A 14,576-nucleotide genomic window follows, 5' to 3' on the forward strand; every position below is an offset into this window, starting at 1 on the left:
CAGGGAGTGCCTCGCCGTTCCTGGTAGTGGCAGGGCACAGGCTGTCGCGGCGTACCAGGTCTACCGTGGGCCTGTGGAGAACGCGCTGGGCGACTACCTGCGGGCGCGGCGCGAACAGGTCCGGCCCGAGGAGGCCGGGATCCGCAGCGCCGGGCTGCGTCGCGTCCCCGGGCTGCGCCGCGAAGAGGTCGCGATGCTCGCCGGGATCAGCGCCGACTACTACCTCCGCCTCGAGCAGGGCCGCGACCGGAACCCGTCGCCGCAGGTCCTCGAGGCGCTGGCCGACGTACTGCGGCTGGACGCGGACGCGCGGAACTACCTCCTCGGACTCGCCCAGCCGGGGCTGCACCCCCGGCCCCGGGCGGAGCAGGCGCCGGAGAGCATCGTCGAACTGATCGACGGGTGGCCGGACCATCCGGCGTACGTGCAGAACAAGTACACCGACGTGCTCGCGGTCAACCCGCTCTGCGCCGCGCTCTCCCCGAACTACCGGGTCGGCGTCAACCTGCTCACCGCTGTCCTGCTCGATCCGCGCGAACGCGAACTGCGCCGCGACTGGGAGGACCTGTCCGAGGAAGGTGTCGCGGCGCTGCGCTCCGAGCTCGGCCCGAACGTCGACGACCCGCGGCTGAAGGAACTCGTCGGCGACCTCTCGGTCCGCAGCGAGCGGTTCCGGCAGCTATGGGCGCGGCACGAGGTCCGCCCGCGGCGCGGCCGCCTCAGCCGGCTGACCCACCCGGAGGTCGGCGACCTCGACCTCCGCTCGGACAAGCTGACCGTGGGCGGCACCGACAACGTCACGCTGGTCGTCTTCCACGCGGTCCCCGGATCCCGGGACGCCGAATCGCTCGCGCTGCTCGGCAGCCTCGTCGCTAGGCCTGTCGAGCGAAGGCCCGAATGATCTCCGGGTACGCCGCGAACGCCGTACCGGTGTGGTCGACCGCGCCCATCGAATGCACCGTCACGTCTGCATCGCGCCGTCGGAGCGAGGCCGCGCAGGAGTCGGCGTTCGCGGCGACGACGTCGGTGTCCTTCGTGCCGCTGTACAGGTGTACCGGGACGCGCGGGGTCCAGTCCTGGCAGACCTGATCGGCCGCCTGGATCGCGCGCAGCAGCTTCCCGGTCGGGTGCTGCAACCGAGCGGCGAACCCAGGCGTGAGCAGCTTCTCGGGCGAATCCGGCAGGCCGGCGACGATCTCCTGGTCGGTGTGCGACCCGTCGAACAGGCCCTCGACGGTCGCCGCGTACGGCGGCTGGAACGCCTCGCGCGGGTCGCCGTACAGGCCGACCGTCCGGTTCCACGCGGTCACGAGGTAGGCCAGGTAGAACGTCGCGGTCGGCGGGATCACGCGGCCGTCGAAGGCTGCGGGCAGTTCCTCGCCGAGCAGGTCGTACGGGCCTGCGACCGCCCGGAGCGCGCCCAGTCGGAAGGGGCCGACCTCGCCGCGGCTCAGCGCACGGCCGAACGCCAGCGACGCGCGGCCGCCCTGCGAGAAGCCGGTGACGAGGACGTCGCGCTTGAAGGTCACGCCGTGCCTGGCGGCGAAGGTCCGGGCCGCCAGCAGCAGGTCGGCCGATGCTGACGTCTCGGTCTTCGTGTCGAGGTACGGGTGCGGTCCCGGGCCCAGGCCGAGCCCGAGGTAGTCGGGCGCCACGCCGACGAGGCCCTGGCCGGCGAACAGTGCCGTGACCAGGCGGTCCGTCGACAGATCGTCGACGGACGCGGCCGCCGCCTTGGTGGCGTTCGTCCCGTGCAGGTACTCCGTCACGGTCAGCGCGCCGCGGCGGCCGTCCGGGAGTACGACGATCCCGCTGGCTGTTGTCGGCCGGCCCTGCGCGTCCGTGGTGCGGTAGCTGAGGCGGTACGCCGTGACCGCGTACGCGGAGGTCGGCGCGCCGGGGAAGTCGGCTGCCGCCGCGTCGAGCTGAGCTGCTGTCAGCTGAGCGATCGGGGTGGCCGAGACGACCGTTCCGTGCCGTCCGACGACTGTGGAGTGTGCAGGGTGGTTCACTGCACCGAAAGCAGCTGCCGGGTAGGCGAGCAGCGCGGCGGTGGCGAGGGTGGCGGCGACGGTCTTGGTCAGGCGTGAAGTCATAGGCCAAGCCAACCGTCGCGCGCCGCCCTCCAGAAGGGTGCGAGATCCCGAACCGGGGTGGGGATTTCCCTACCGTCGTCCGGCTCGGACGCGGCGGATCCGTACTCCCGCCGCGTGGTTACGGAGGTGACCTACCGCCAACATGTCGTCGCGCTCGTCGCCAACGACATCGTCAACGACAGCAGAGTTCTGAAGGAAGCGGCAGCGCTCGCCGACCTGACCGTCGGCGCTCGCCGCGGTCGGCTTCGGCTGCTCGGTCACCGGACGCGCCGGCTCGTCTTCACCGGAGCCCGCGCCGGCGGACTGCTGATCCGCCAGCAGAACCGCGTGTTCAAGCTCGGCTGGCGGGTCTGGGACGGTGTCGTCGCGCGGACCTCCTGGGGCGTGAGCTGGCCCGGAGTCGTCCCGGAGGCCTTCGACTACGAGACGATCTTCGGAGACTTCTCGACCGGCTCGCACCGGACGTCGTGCATGCCCACGACATGCACGTCATCGGGATCGCCGTACGCGCCGCTTCGTCGCCGCCTGGGCGCGGCACGAGCGGGACTATCTGTCGGCCGTCGACCGGGTGATCACGGTCAGCCCGGCGATCGCGCAGCGTCTGCGGCAGGAGCACGCGCTCGACCGGATGCCGGAGGTCGTGCTCAACATCCCGGACGTCCGGGACGGGGAATCGATCGAGGACGACATCCGCAGTCGCGCCGGGCTGCCGGCCGACGTCCCGCTGCTCGTCTACAGCGGCATCATCCCGATGCTGCCGGCGCCGAACCACCAGATGGCGCTGCCGAACAAGCTCTTCGAGTACAGCTTGAGCCGCAAGGACAGCTACCGGCTCGGCGAGCCCGCCTTTCGCCAGGAGATCGCGTGGAGCGCGCAGGCGGCCAAGCTGCGGACGCTGTACGGCGAACTCTTCGACCGGGACCTGACCGCTGGAGCACCCGCGGACCCGAGCGACTACGAGCGGGTGAGCAAGCTGCTGTAGAGCTGCACGGTCTGCTGAGCGACGGCGTCCCAGCCGAACTGCGAGACCGCCCGCTCCCGGCCGGCCTTGCCCATCGCCGCGGCCTTCGCGGGGTCGTCGACGAGGGCGTTGATGCCGTCGGCCAGGCCGCGTTCGAACGTGTCGGTGTCGGTCTCGTCGTACGGGACCAGGATGCCGGTGACGCCGTCGTCGACGACCTCGGGAATGCCGCCGACGGCGCTCGCGACGACCGCGGTCTCGCAGGCCATCGCCTCCAGGTTCACGATCCCGAGCGGCTCGTAGATCGACGGGCAGCAGAACGCCAGCGCATGCGTCAGGACCTGCCGGACCTCCTCGCGCGGCAGCATCTCCGACACCACGAACACGCCGTCGCGGGCCATCCGCAGGTCCTCGATCAACGCGTCGGTCTCCGCCTTCAGCTCGACCGTGTCGGCCGCGCCGGCCAGCAGCACGAGCTGCACGGACGGGTCCAGCCGGAGGCCGGCGCGGAGCAGGTGCGGTACGCCCTTCTGCCGGGTGATCCGGCCGACGAACGTCACGTACGGGCGGTTCAGGTCGACGCCCAGCCGCTCGAGCACGTGCGTCGCCGGATCCGGGTGGTAGAAGTCGGCGTCGATCCCGTTGGAGATCACATGGACGCGAGCCGGGTCGACGGACGGGTAGCAGTCGAGTACGTCGGTACGCATCCCGCGGCTGACCGCGACGACCGCGTCGGCGGCCTCGTACGCGGTCCGTTCCGCCCAGCTGGACAGCCGGTACCCGCCGCCGAGCTGCTCGGCCTTCCACGGGCGCCGCGGCTCCAGCGAATGCGCGGTCACGACATGCGGTACGTCGTACAGCAGCTTCGCCCAGTGGCCGGCCATGTTCGCGTACCAGGTGTGCGAGTGGACGAGCTGTGCGTCGCCGACCGCCGCGGTCATGGTCAGGTCCGTGGACAGGATCCGCAGCGCCGCGTTCGCGGTCGGCATCCGCGGGTCGTCCTCGGAGTGCGCGGTGGCGCCCTGGCGGGGCTCGCCCATGCAGTGCACGTCCACGTCGATCAGCCGGCGCAGCTCGCGGACCAGGAAGTCCACATGCACCCCGGCACCGCCGTACACGTCCGGTGGAAACTCACGCGTCAGGATGGCGACCTTCATACCGCCCGACGATAAGTCATCAACCGGCGTGTGTCGGCACCCAGAAGCGCAGCTTTCCGTGTCGTTCGTCTTCCAGTTCGCCACCAGCTGCCTCGATGACCTTGCGCGACCCGGTGTTGTCCACGTCGCAGGTGACCAGCGCGGAGTCGATCCCGAGGGCACCGGCGATCGGCAGCGACTGGGCGAGCATCTGGGTCGCGTACCCGCGGCGGCGCGCGGACGGCCGGACGCAGTACCCGATGTGCCCGCCGACCTCGGTCAGCGGCGGCGTCAGCTCGTGCCGGATCGAGAGCCGGCCGAGGAACTCGATCCCGTCCACGAACCACAGCACGGTCTGGTGCACGATGCCCGGCGGCAGCACGGTCTCCGGCTCCGCCTCGAGCCGGATCCCGGCGACCAGCCGGGCGAACTCGGCCGGGTCCGCGGCCTGCTCGCGGGTCCAGTCCTCCTCGGCGCCGGCAGCGTGCGCGCGGGCACCCATCCACCGTTCCTGCTCTGGACCGAGCTCGTCCCAGGCAGCGAGGAACGAACGGTGAACGGCAACGGTCGGAACGACGAGGATCGGCATCCTCCCAGTGTCGCGACACTCGCAACCGCTTATGCACCGGGGGATCGAGAGCTAAGGTGCGGACATGGCAAAGGCGCCCAGAGTTCTCGGAATCGTGCTGGCCGGTGGCGAGGGGAAGCGGCTGATGCCGCTGACGGCGGACCGGGCCAAACCGGCCGTGCCGTTCGGCGGCAGCTATCGGCTGATCGACTTCGTGCTGTCGAATTTGGTCAATGCCGGCTATCGAAATCTCTGCGTGCTGACCCAGTACAAGTCGCATTCGCTCGACCGGCACGTGACGCTGACCTGGCGGATGTCCACCTTCCTCGGCAACTACGTGACCTGCGTCCCGGCCCAGCAGCGGCTCGGCCCGCAGTGGTACCAGGGCAGCGCGGACGCGATCTACCAGTCGATGAACCTGATCAACGACGCGGACCCGGAGTACATCGTGGTCTTCGGCGCCGACCACGTGTACCGGATGGACGCGTCCCAGATGGTGGCCGCGCACATCGAGCGCGGGAACGGCGTGACCGTGGCCGGGATCCGGGTGCCGCGGGTGGACGCGACCGAGTTCGGCGTGATCAGGACCGCCGCCGACGGGCACCTGATCGAGGAGTTCCTGGAGAAGCCGGCCGACCCGCCCGGGCTGCCGGACTCGCCGGACGAGACGTTCGCGTCGATGGGCAACTACGTGTTCAGCCGCGACGTGCTGGTCGAGGCGCTCCGCAAGGACGCCGCGAACCCGGCGTCGCGGCACGACATGGGCGGCGACATCGTCCCGATGCTCGTTGCCGAGGGCAAGGCCGGGGTGTACGACTTCCAGGAGAACGACGTACCGGGCGCGCTGGACCGGGACCGGTCGTACTGGCGCGACGTCGGGTCGCTGGACTCGTACCACGAGGCGCACATGGACCTGGTGTCGATCCAGCCGGTGTTCAACCTGTACAACAACGAGTGGCCGATCTTCACCTCGCACCCGCAGCTGCCGGGCGCGAAGTTCACCGACGACGCGACCGTCGGCGAGTCGATCGTCTGCCAGGGCTCGATCGTGTCCGGTGCGCACGTCGACCACTCGGTGCTCGGGTCGAACGTGATCGTCAGCGCCGGCGCCGACCTGCAGAACTGCGTGATCATGGACAACTGCAAGATCGGCCGCGACGTCGTGCTGAAGAACGTGATCCTGGACAAGAACATCGTGGTCCCGGACGGTACCGAGATCGGCGTCGACCCGGACTACGACCGGCAGCGCGGGTTCACCGTCTCCAAGGGCGGCGTCACGGTGCTCGGCAAGGGCCAGGTGATCGAAGCGGCCGTTGCCCCGGCGGCGGAGGTCGCTGAGGCGTGACGCTCTCCGAGGCGGGTGCGCGGGAACTCGATGCGGCCGACCCGGGGCATCGGGAGCTGTTCGACGTACCGCCGGCGCAGGGTGGCGACTATCCGGAGGTCGCGTACTTCGCCGGGAACTCGCTCGGCCTGCGCCCGAAGGCGGTGCGGACCGAGCTGCTCGAGGACCTGGACGCGTGGGCCGCGCTCGGCGTCGAGGGGCACCTGGACGCGGCCCGGCCGTGGTTGCCGTACCACGAACTGCTGACCGGCCCCGCCGCGCGGCTGGTCGGTGCGCTGCCGAGCGAGACCGTCGTGATGAACTCGCTGACCGTCAACCTGCACCTGCTGATGGTGTCGTTCTACCGGCCGACCCGGTCGCGGCACCGGATCGTGATCGAGGACGCGGCGTTCCCGTCGGACAGTTACGCGGTCCGCTCGCAGGTCCGGTTCCACGGGTACGACCCGGAGGAGGCCGTCATCCGGCTGCGTCCGCGACCCGGTGAGGACAGCCTGCGTACGGCGGATGTCGTCAAGCAGCTCGGCGGCGACGTGGCGCTCGTCCTGCTCGGCGGCGTGAACTACCTGACCGGCGAGTTGATGGACATCCCCACGATCACGAAGGCCGGGCACGCGGCCGGGGCGGTCGTCGGGTGGGACCTCGCGCACGCGGCCGGGAACGTCCCGTTGGCCTTGCACGACTGGGATGTGGACTTCGCGGCCTGGTGCTCGTACAAGTATCTGAACTCCGGGCCGGGCGCGCTGGCCGGAGCGTTCGTGCACGAGCGGCATCTCGGCGGGGACGTGCCGCGGTTCGAGGGCTGGTGGAGTACGGAGGCGGCGACCCGGTTCGAGATGACACCCGAGTCGCGGCCACCGGCGACCGCGGACGCGTGGCAGGTGTCGAACCCGCCGATCTTCTCGATGAGCCCGGTGCGGACGTCCCTGGAGCTGTTCGACAAGGTCGGTATCGGCGTACTGCGGGAGCGCAGCGTGCGGTTGACCGGCTGCCTGGCGGAGCTGCTCGCCGGCTTCGAGGTGATCACGCCGAGCGATCCGGCGCGGCGGGGCGCGCAGTTGTCGGTGCGGGTCCCGGGTGGTGCCGGTGCGTTGTCGCGGCGGCTACGGTTCGAGTACGGCGTGATCGCGGACGCACGGGAGCCCGACGTCCTGCGACTGGCGCCGGTGCCGCTGTATTCGACGTACCACGACTGCTGGCGGGCCGCCGGCGCGTTGACCGAGGTGATCGGATGAAGGTCGCGATCGTCGGAGCCGGGCTGACCGGGTCCCTGCTGGCCTGCTACCTGGCGCGGCGCGGGCTGTCCGTGACGCTGTACGAACGGCGCGCGGATCCGCGGGTGGCCGAGGTCGAGCGCGGGCGGTCGATCAACCTGGCGATCTCCGAACGCGGGCTGGACGCGCTGCGGCGGATCGGGCTCGTCGACCAGGTGATGGCGGACGCGCTGCCGATGAAGGGCCGGATGATCCATCCGGTGACCGGCCCGCTGGACTTCCAGGCGTACTCGGCGTCCGGGGAGCGGGCGATCAACTCGATCAGCCGGGGTGCGCTGAACAACGCGTTGCTGTCCGCGGCGTCGGCTGCTCCTGGTGTGACCGTGTCGTTCGAGCATCGCCTGGTCGAGTTGGACTCGGCCGCGGGTGAGTTGGTGTTCGCGACGCCCGCGGGGAAGGTGTCGGCGTCGGCCGATGTGGTGCTGGGCGCTGATGGTGCGGGGTCCGCCGTACGGGAGCAACTGCTTGCCGAGGGCATCGTTGCGGAGAACGTCGAGTTCCTGGACTACGGGTACAAGGAGCTGTCGATCCCGAGCGTCGACGGGAAGTTCGCGCTGGATCCGGGGGCGTTGCACATCTGGCCGCGCGGTACGTCGATGATGATCGCGCTGCCGAACCCGGACCGTTCGTTCACCTGCACGCTGTTCTGGCCGGCCGGGTCCTTCGACGCGCTGACCACGGCGTCCGGGATCGCGGCGTACTTCCGGGAGAACTATCCGGATCTGTTGCCGCTGGCCCCTGATCTGGTGGACGACTACCTGAACAACCCGGTCGGCGTGCTCGGCACCGTCCACACGCTGCCGTGGCAGGCGCACGGCCGGACGGCGCTGCTCGGCGACGCGGCGCACGCGATCGTCCCGTTCTACGGCCAGGGCGCGAACTGCGCGTTCGAGGACGTGGTCGAGCTGGACCGCTGCCTGGACGACACCGGCGGCTCCTGGGCCCGCGCGCTGCCGCTCTTCGAGGCGCGCCGCCGGGAAAACACCGAGGCGATCGCGGAGATGGCCCTCGCGAACTTCGTCGAGATGCGCGACAAGGTGGCATCCCCGGTCTTCCGGCTCCAGAAACAACTGGAACACACCCTCGAACGCCTCTTCCCGGGCAGGTACGTCTCCCGCTACGAGCTGGTCTCCTTCACCACCACGCCGTACGCCGAAGTCCAGTACCGAGTCCGGCGCCAGCACCAGATCCTCGGCGCCGGGGTGGCCACCGTCGCCGCAGCCCTCCTCACCCTCGCCCGCCGGAAGCGCCCCCGATGACCCCGCCACCCCACCCCGCCCGGCCACTTCCCCCACGAGGGGATATCCCTTGGTGTTGTGGGTTCTCCCCTCGTATAACAGGGGAGAAGCCACAACACCGGCGGATATCCCCTCGTGGGGTGTGGGGAGGTGGGCAGGCGTGACGTTGTGGTCGGATGAGCTGTTGACCGGGCAACCGTCGTCTGTCGGGGTGCTGCGGCACTTCGTGGGCGGTGCGTTCGTGGAGAGCGCGGGGAGGTTCGCGAAGGTTTCGCCGGTGACGGGGGAGCAGCTCTTCGAGGTGTGCGAGGCCGACGAGGAGACCGTGGACGCGGCGGTGGGCGCTGCGCGGGCGGCGTTGCGGGGCCCTTGGGGGCGGATGAGCGAGCAGGAGCGGGCCGTCGTACTGCGGCGGGTCGCGGACGGGTTGGAGCGGCGGTTCGAGGACCTGGTGGCGGCGGAGGTGGGCGACACCGGGAAGTCGATCGGGCAGGCGCGGACGCTGGACATCCCGCGCGGCGCGGCGAACTTCCGGGCGTTCGCGGACTTCGCGACGACGGTGCCGGCCGAGTCGTACACGACCATTCTCCCGGACGGGCGGCGGGCGCTCAACTACGCCGTACGGAAACCCGTCGGCGTCGTCGCGATCGTCGTACCGTGGAACCTTCCGTTGCTGCTGCTCACCTGGAAGGTCGCGCCGGCGCTTGCCTGCGGCAACACCGTGGTCGTGAAGCCGTCCGAGGAGACGCCGTCGTCGGCGACCGTCCTCGCCGAGGTGATCGCCGAGGCCGGCGTACCCGACGGCGTCTTCAACCTCGTGCACGGCTTCGGCCCGTCGTCGGCGGGCGAGTACCTGACCGCCCATCCCGGCGTCGACGCGATCACCTTCACCGGCGAGTCCGCCACCGGTACCGCGATCGCCAAGGTCGCCGCGGACCGCGTCAAGGCCGTCTCCTTCGAACTCGGCGGCAAGAACGCCGGCCTGATCTTCGCCGACGCCGACCTGGACGCGGCCGTCGAAGGCTCCGTCCGCTCGGTCTTCACCAACGGCGGCCAGGTCTGCCTCTGCACCGAACGCCTGTACGTCGAACGCCCGGTCTTCGACGCCTTCACGTCGCGCCTGGCCGCCCGCGCCGCCGAACTGAGCTACGGCTGGCCAGCCGACGAGGCCACCACGAACATGCCGCTGATCTCGCGACAACACCGCGACAAGGTGCTGTCGTACTACGATCTCGCCCGCCGCGAGGGCGCCGAGGTGCTCACCGGTGGCGGCGTACCGACATTCGGAGATGCCCGCGACGGCGGCAATTACATCCAGCCGACGGTGGTGACCGGCCTGTCTCCCGCAACCCGAACCAACCGCGAAGAGATCTTCGGCCCGATCGGCCATATCGCCCCCTTCGACACCGAAGACGAAGCCTTCGCCCTCGCCAACGACTCCGACTACGGCCTCGCCGCCACCGTCTGGACCCGCGACGTCGGCCGCGCCCACCGTGCCGGCGGCGCCTTGGACGTCGGCCTCTGCTGGGTCAACACCTGGTTCCTCCGCGACCTCCGCACCCCCTTCGGCGGCGTGAAGGTGTCCGGCGTCGGTCGGGAAGGCGGCCGCCATTCGGTGGACTTCTACACCGAGATCACCAATATCTGCGTGGAGCTGTCATGACCGTCGTACCTGGGAAAGCGGTGCCGCGGGGGCGGTTCCCGCACGTGAAGGTGAGCGGCGGGTTCGCGTTCGTGTCGGGGACGTCGAGCCGGCAGCCGGACAACTCGATCGCGGGGGCGGCGGTGGACGAGTTGGGGACGGCGTCGCTGGACATCCGGGTGCAGACGCGGGCCGTGCTGGAGAACCTGCGGGACATCCTCGACGCGGTCGGGGCGGGGCTCGAGGATCTGGTCAGCGTGACGACGTACCTGGTGTCGATGAACGACTTCGGAGGGTACAACGAGGTGTACGGCGAGTACTTCGACGAGACCGGGCCCGCGCGGACCACGGTCGCGGTGCATCAGCTGCCGCATCCCCAGCTGCTGATCGAGATCCAAGCGGTTGCGGCCGTCCCACAAGGACACAGTCCGCAGCCTTCGAAGGAGGAATAGGTCATGGCGAACCTGGAGTCGACGAACTTTCCGCAGTGGATCGAGGACAACAGGCACCTGCTGAAGCCGCCGGTCGGCAACAAGCAGATGTTTCCGACGGGGGACGACTTCATCACGATGGTCGTCGGCGGCCCGAACCAGCGCACCGACTTCCACGTCGACCCGTACGAGGAGTTCTTCTACCAGATCAAAGGCACGATGCACGTCGACGTGATGACCGACGACGGGCCGGCCCGGGTGGACATCAACGAGGGCGAGATGTGGATGCTGCCGCGCAGCATGCCGCACTCGCCGCAGCGTGACGCGGACTCGATCGGCCTGGTGATCGAGCGGGTCCGCGAGCAGGGCACGCTGGAGAAGTTCCGCTGGTACTGCGCGAACTGCAACGGCATCGTGCACGAGGTCGAGCTGCAGGTGAACGACATCGTCGAGGACCTGCCGCCGGTGTTCAAGGCGTTCTACGAGAGCGAGGAAGCCCGCACCTGCCCGGCCTGCGGCACGGTGCACCCGGGTAAATGACGGTCGACGTCCACACCCATCTGGTCCCGCACGGCTGGCCGGATCTCGCCGCGGCCTGTGGCGGGGACGGCTGGCCGTGGCTGCGGATCGACTCCGAGCGGGCCGCGATGATCATGGTCGGCCAGACCGAGTTCCGGCCGATCGGGCCGCAGGCCTGGGATCCGGCGGTCCGGCGTACCGACATGGATGCCGACGGCATCGATCTGCAGGTGGTGTCGCCGACACCGGTGTTCTTCGGCTACGAGCGGCCCGCCCGGCAGGCGGTGAAGCTGGCGGAGATCTTCAACGACCTGACGCTGCGGACGCTGGCGGACGATCCGAGGTTCGTACCGTTCTGCCAGGTCCCGTTGCAGGACCCGGACCTGGCGTGCGCCGAGCTCGACCGGGCGCGCGCGGCCGGGCACGTCGGCGTCGAGATCGGCAACCACGTCGGCGACAAGGACCTCGACGACGCCGGGATCGTTGCCTTCCTCAAGCACTGCGCCGAGACCGGTACGCCGGTGCTCGTGCATCCGTGGGACATGCCGGGCGGCCCGCGGCTGGATCGGTGGATGGCCCGCTGGCTGACCGGGATGCCCGCCGAGACGCATCTGTCGCTGCTCGCGATGATCCTCGGCGGGGCATTCGACGCGCTGCCCCGGTCGCTGCGGATCTGTTTCGCCCACGGGGGCGGGAGTTTCGCGTTCTGGCTCGGCCGGCTGGACAACGCCTGGCACCGGCGCGGCGACATCGTCCGCGGTTGCTCAGAGCATCCACCGTCGACGTACCTGGACCGGATCCTGGTCGACACGGTGGTGTTCGAATCAGCGCCTTTGCGGCTACTTGTCGATACCTTGGGGGAAGACCGCGTGCTGGTCGGCAGTGACTATCCCTATCCACTGGGTGAGCGGCCGGTCGGGGAGGTGGTACGGAAGTCCGGCTTCCTGACCGCGGAACAGCAGCACAAGCTGCTGACGGCCAACGCCCTGCACTATCTCGGGAGGTCGGATGAGTGAGGACCGGTCGGTACTGTCGCGCAAGGCGCCCGAGCCCGACCAGGAGTTGCGGTACGGCGACCACGCGGACCAGGTGATCGACTACTGGCACGCGAAGGACTACCGCCCGCTGGTCGTGTTCATCCACGGCGGCTTCTGGCGGCCGCAGTACGACCGTGTGCACGCCCGCTCGCTCGGCGCGGCCCTGTCCGACCTCGGCTGGCCCGTCCTGCTGCTGGAATACCGCCGCGAGCCCGGCAACCCGGACGCCGCCACGGCTGACGTCCGTACGGCGCTGGACGCGCTACCGGACCTCGTGGACGTCCAGGCGGGGTACGTACTCATGGGCCACTCCGCCGGCGGCCAACTGGCCCTGTGGGCCGCAGCCACGTTCAACCCGGTCCGCCTGCGCGGTGTGGTCGCCCTGGCCCCCGTGGCCGACCTACTGATGGCCGACCAGCAAAAGCTCGACAAGGGGGCCGTCCAGGACTTCATCGGCGGCGGCGTCCGCAACGACCTGGACCCGGTGCACCTGCCCGCACCGATAGCTCCCGTAACCCTCCTGCACGGCGTCAACGACTCCGTAGTACCGATCTCCCTCACCGAGTCGTACTACAGCGCCCACCCCACGTCTCACTTCCACCGAGTCGAGGCCTGCGGCCACTACGAACTGATCGACCCCCAGTCCGACCCCTGGCACGAAGTCACCACCGAACTAACCCGCCTGACCAGCTGAGGCTTACTTCAGGCGTTTGGCGGCGGTGAGGAGGCCTTCGGAGGTGGGGAGGAGGGCGGAGACCAGATCGTCGTCGTCGCGGACGGCGCGGATCAGGTCGCGGAGGGCCATGGTGTCGGGGTCGCGGCGGGACGGGTCGGCGAGTTTGCCGGCGGTGAGGATGCCGGCGAACGCGACCATGCCGCCGGGGCGGAGCAGCCGGAGGGCTTCGTGCAGGTACGCCGTGTTCTCGCGGCGGTCGGCGTCGCAGAAGACCAGGTCGTAGTGGCCGTCGGTGAGCCGGGTGACGACGTCCAGGCCGGCGCCCGCGATCAGCCGGAAGCGGTTCGACGCGACGCCCGCGTCGAGGAACGTCTTGCGGGCCAGCCGCTGGTTCTCGGCGTCGATGTCGACGGTGGTGAGGGTGCCGTCGCGGCGCATCCCGCGGAGCAGCGCGAGACCGGAGACGCCGGTGCCGGTGCCGATCTCGACGACCGCCTTCGCGCCGGTGCCGGCGGCCAGCAGGCTCAGCGCGGCGGCCGTGCCAGGGCCGATCGGGACGACACCGCTGTCCGCGGCGCTCGCCCGCGCACCGGTGACGACTTCGTCCTCACCGGTGTAGTCCTCGGCGTAAGCCCAGGACGTCGGGTCGATGCCGGTGGCGATGGCGTCCTCCCAGTGGTCGGCTGCGTGATGTGCGGCTGCGGTACCCATGCTGAACCGAAGCCTAGCGGTTGGCGGTGCGCTTTCCGTGCTGCACGCGCGGAGGTTGCGCAGTCCTGCTCATAACGGGCTTGCCATGATCAGATATGATCGTCTCATCGAGACGTGGCTCACCCTGTGAGGGAGGTGTGTTGAGTTGAGGTCAGGCCCGGATGACGTCGATGCCGGCTTCTTTGAAGACCGCCAGCTGGCTGTCGTCGGCCTGGGCGTCGGTGACCAGGGTGTCGATCTCGCTCAGCTCGCAGATCCGCGCGAAGGCACGCTGCCCGAGCTTGGACGAGTCGGCCACCACGACCACCTTCGCGGCCCGGCTGACGATCAGCTGGTTGATGTTCGCCTCGCCCTCGTGATGGGCGGTCGCGCCGGTCTCGTCGATCCCGTCGACGCCGATGAACGCGATGTCCAGCGACAGGTCGGACAGGATCCGGTGCGACAGCGGCCCGATCATCTCGTAGGACTGCGGCCGCGCGACGCCGCCGGTCAGCACCATCTTCACGTGCGGCCGGACGATCAGCTCGTTGGCGATGTTCAGCGCGTTGGTGACCAGCGTGAAGGCCGGCTCCCCGTGCTCCGCGGACAGCTCCGGCCGGGTGGCCAGCGTCCGCGCCACCTCGGAGATCGTGGTGCCGCCGTTCATCCCGATCACCATGCCGCGGCGGACCAGCGTGGCCGCCGCCTGCGCGATCCGCTGCTTCTCGGACGCGAAACGCGCAGTCTTGTAGCGCAGCGGCAGGTCGTACGACACCGCGTTGGCCACCGCGCCGCCGCGGGTCCGGGTGAGGAGCTGCTGCTTGCCGAGATGGTCCAGGTCACGCCTGATCGTGGCTGCGGACACATGCAACTGCTCGGCGAGCTCGTCGACGTCGATGGCGCCCTTCTCGGCGAGCGACTCGAGCAAGGTGTTGAGGCGTTCATAACGCTTCACCCGGGGCTCCT

Annotated in this window: 15 protein-coding genes; 10 read left to right on the forward strand and 5 right to left on the reverse strand. The window is 69.9% G+C overall.

Going from position 1 to position 14,576, the window contains the following annotated elements:
- The first annotated feature begins 73 nt into the window (after positions 1 to 73).
- The gene (locus ACXJJ3_RS31560; RefSeq protein ID WP_458165497.1) at positions 74 to 901 is read left to right on the forward strand and encodes a helix-turn-helix domain-containing protein; all 828 of its coding nucleotides are present in this window, start codon (positions 74 to 76) and stop codon (positions 899 to 901) included.
- On the opposite strand, the gene ACXJJ3_RS31565 is transcribed toward ACXJJ3_RS31560, so the two are convergent.
- Entirely contained in the window at positions 873 to 2,096 is a 1,224-nt protein-coding gene (locus ACXJJ3_RS31565; RefSeq protein WP_458165498.1) for a hypothetical protein, read from the reverse strand. The two genes, ACXJJ3_RS31560 and ACXJJ3_RS31565, sit on opposite strands and share 29 nt — an antisense overlap.
- Before the next feature lie 568 nt (positions 2,097 to 2,664).
- Here ACXJJ3_RS31565 and ACXJJ3_RS31570 point away from each other — a divergent pair.
- Entirely contained in the window at positions 2,665 to 3,078 is a 414-nt protein-coding gene (locus tag ACXJJ3_RS31570; protein ID WP_458165499.1) for a hypothetical protein, read from the forward strand.
- Here the strand turns inward: ACXJJ3_RS31570 and glgA are convergent.
- Both glgA and ACXJJ3_RS31580 read right to left on the reverse strand, forming a co-directional pair.
- Positions 3,051 to 4,214, reverse strand: a complete 1,164-nt coding sequence (gene glgA / locus ACXJJ3_RS31575) for a glycogen synthase (RefSeq protein ID WP_458165500.1) — start codon at positions 4,212 to 4,214, stop codon at positions 3,051 to 3,053. The genes ACXJJ3_RS31570 and glgA overlap by 28 nt on opposite strands.
- Positions 4,215 to 4,233: 19 nt before the next feature.
- Positions 4,234 to 4,782: a GNAT family N-acetyltransferase gene (locus ACXJJ3_RS31580; protein WP_458165501.1), complete on the reverse strand. Its 549-nt coding sequence runs from the start codon at positions 4,780 to 4,782 to the stop codon at positions 4,234 to 4,236.
- Positions 4,783 to 4,846: 64 nt separating this feature from the next.
- Here ACXJJ3_RS31580 and glgC point away from each other — a divergent pair, with 64 nt between their 5' ends.
- The 8 genes from glgC (at position 4,847) to ACXJJ3_RS31620 (ending at position 12,938) form a co-directional block, all read left to right on the forward strand.
- On the forward strand, positions 4,847 to 6,106 hold the full coding sequence (gene glgC, locus ACXJJ3_RS31585) for a glucose-1-phosphate adenylyltransferase (RefSeq protein ID WP_458165502.1): 1,260 nt from the start codon (positions 4,847 to 4,849) through the stop codon (positions 6,104 to 6,106).
- A complete protein-coding gene (gene kynU, locus ACXJJ3_RS31590) occupies positions 6,103 to 7,338 on the forward strand; it encodes a kynureninase (protein ID WP_458165503.1) in 1,236 nt (411 codons plus the stop codon). Before glgC ends, kynU begins: the two co-directional genes overlap by 4 nt.
- Positions 7,335 to 8,636, forward strand: coding sequence for an FAD-dependent oxidoreductase (locus ACXJJ3_RS31595; RefSeq protein ID WP_458165504.1), 1,302 nt, complete (start codon positions 7,335 to 7,337; stop codon positions 8,634 to 8,636). The genes kynU and ACXJJ3_RS31595 overlap by 4 nt, the downstream gene beginning before the upstream one ends.
- A 139-nt stretch (positions 8,637 to 8,775) precedes the next feature.
- Positions 8,776 to 10,278: a 2-hydroxymuconic semialdehyde dehydrogenase gene (locus ACXJJ3_RS31600; RefSeq protein ID WP_458165505.1), complete on the forward strand. Its 1,503-nt coding sequence runs from the start codon at positions 8,776 to 8,778 to the stop codon at positions 10,276 to 10,278.
- Complete coding sequence (locus ACXJJ3_RS31605; protein ID WP_458165506.1) at positions 10,275 to 10,709, forward strand: RidA family protein; 435 nt, start codon at positions 10,275 to 10,277, stop codon at positions 10,707 to 10,709. Before ACXJJ3_RS31600 ends, ACXJJ3_RS31605 begins: the two co-directional genes overlap by 4 nt.
- A 3-nt stretch (positions 10,710 to 10,712) precedes the next feature.
- The gene (locus tag ACXJJ3_RS31610; protein ID WP_458165507.1) at positions 10,713 to 11,228 is read left to right on the forward strand and encodes a 3-hydroxyanthranilate 3,4-dioxygenase; all 516 of its coding nucleotides are present in this window, start codon (positions 10,713 to 10,715) and stop codon (positions 11,226 to 11,228) included.
- Entirely contained in the window at positions 11,225 to 12,223 is a 999-nt protein-coding gene (locus ACXJJ3_RS31615) for an amidohydrolase family protein (protein ID WP_458165508.1), read from the forward strand. Before ACXJJ3_RS31610 ends, ACXJJ3_RS31615 begins: the two co-directional genes overlap by 4 nt.
- A complete protein-coding gene (locus tag ACXJJ3_RS31620) occupies positions 12,216 to 12,938 on the forward strand; it encodes an alpha/beta hydrolase family protein (RefSeq protein WP_458165509.1) in 723 nt (240 codons plus the stop codon). The genes ACXJJ3_RS31615 and ACXJJ3_RS31620 overlap by 8 nt, the downstream gene beginning before the upstream one ends.
- 3 nt (positions 12,939 to 12,941) lie before the next feature.
- Here ACXJJ3_RS31620 and ACXJJ3_RS31625 read toward each other — a convergent pair whose 3' ends face one another.
- On the reverse strand, positions 12,942 to 13,631 hold the full coding sequence (locus ACXJJ3_RS31625) for an O-methyltransferase (RefSeq protein ID WP_458165510.1): 690 nt from the start codon (positions 13,629 to 13,631) through the stop codon (positions 12,942 to 12,944).
- Between the two features lie 151 nt (positions 13,632 to 13,782).
- A complete protein-coding gene (locus ACXJJ3_RS31630) occupies positions 13,783 to 14,565 on the reverse strand; it encodes a DeoR/GlpR family DNA-binding transcription regulator (protein WP_325040459.1) in 783 nt (260 codons plus the stop codon).
- Between the last annotated feature and the right edge of the window lie 11 nt (positions 14,566 to 14,576).

Source organism: Kribbella sp. WER1 (assembly GCF_054189145.1).

Coding starts and splice junctions, on each gene's coding strand:
- ACXJJ3_RS31565 (WP_458165498.1), bottom strand. CDS start 2,096: ATGACTTCACGCCTGACCAAGACCGTCGCCGCCACCCTCGCCACCGCC.
- glgA (WP_458165500.1), bottom strand. CDS start 4,214: ATGAAGGTCGCCATCCTGACGCGTGAGTTTCCACCGGACGTGTACGGC.
- ACXJJ3_RS31580 (WP_458165501.1), bottom strand. CDS start 4,782: ATGCCGATCCTCGTCGTTCCGACCGTTGCCGTTCACCGTTCGTTCCTC.
- glgC (WP_458165502.1), top strand. CDS start 4,847: ATGGCAAAGGCGCCCAGAGTTCTCGGAATCGTGCTGGCCGGTGGCGAG.
- ACXJJ3_RS31595 (WP_458165504.1), top strand. CDS start 7,335: ATGAAGGTCGCGATCGTCGGAGCCGGGCTGACCGGGTCCCTGCTGGCC.
- ACXJJ3_RS31605 (WP_458165506.1), top strand. CDS start 10,275: ATGACCGTCGTACCTGGGAAAGCGGTGCCGCGGGGGCGGTTCCCGCAC.
- ACXJJ3_RS31610 (WP_458165507.1), top strand. CDS start 10,713: ATGGCGAACCTGGAGTCGACGAACTTTCCGCAGTGGATCGAGGACAAC.
- ACXJJ3_RS31615 (WP_458165508.1), top strand. CDS start 11,225: ATGACGGTCGACGTCCACACCCATCTGGTCCCGCACGGCTGGCCGGAT.
- ACXJJ3_RS31620 (WP_458165509.1), top strand. CDS start 12,216: ATGAGTGAGGACCGGTCGGTACTGTCGCGCAAGGCGCCCGAGCCCGAC.
- ACXJJ3_RS31625 (WP_458165510.1), bottom strand. CDS start 13,631: ATGGGTACCGCAGCCGCACATCACGCAGCCGACCACTGGGAGGACGCC.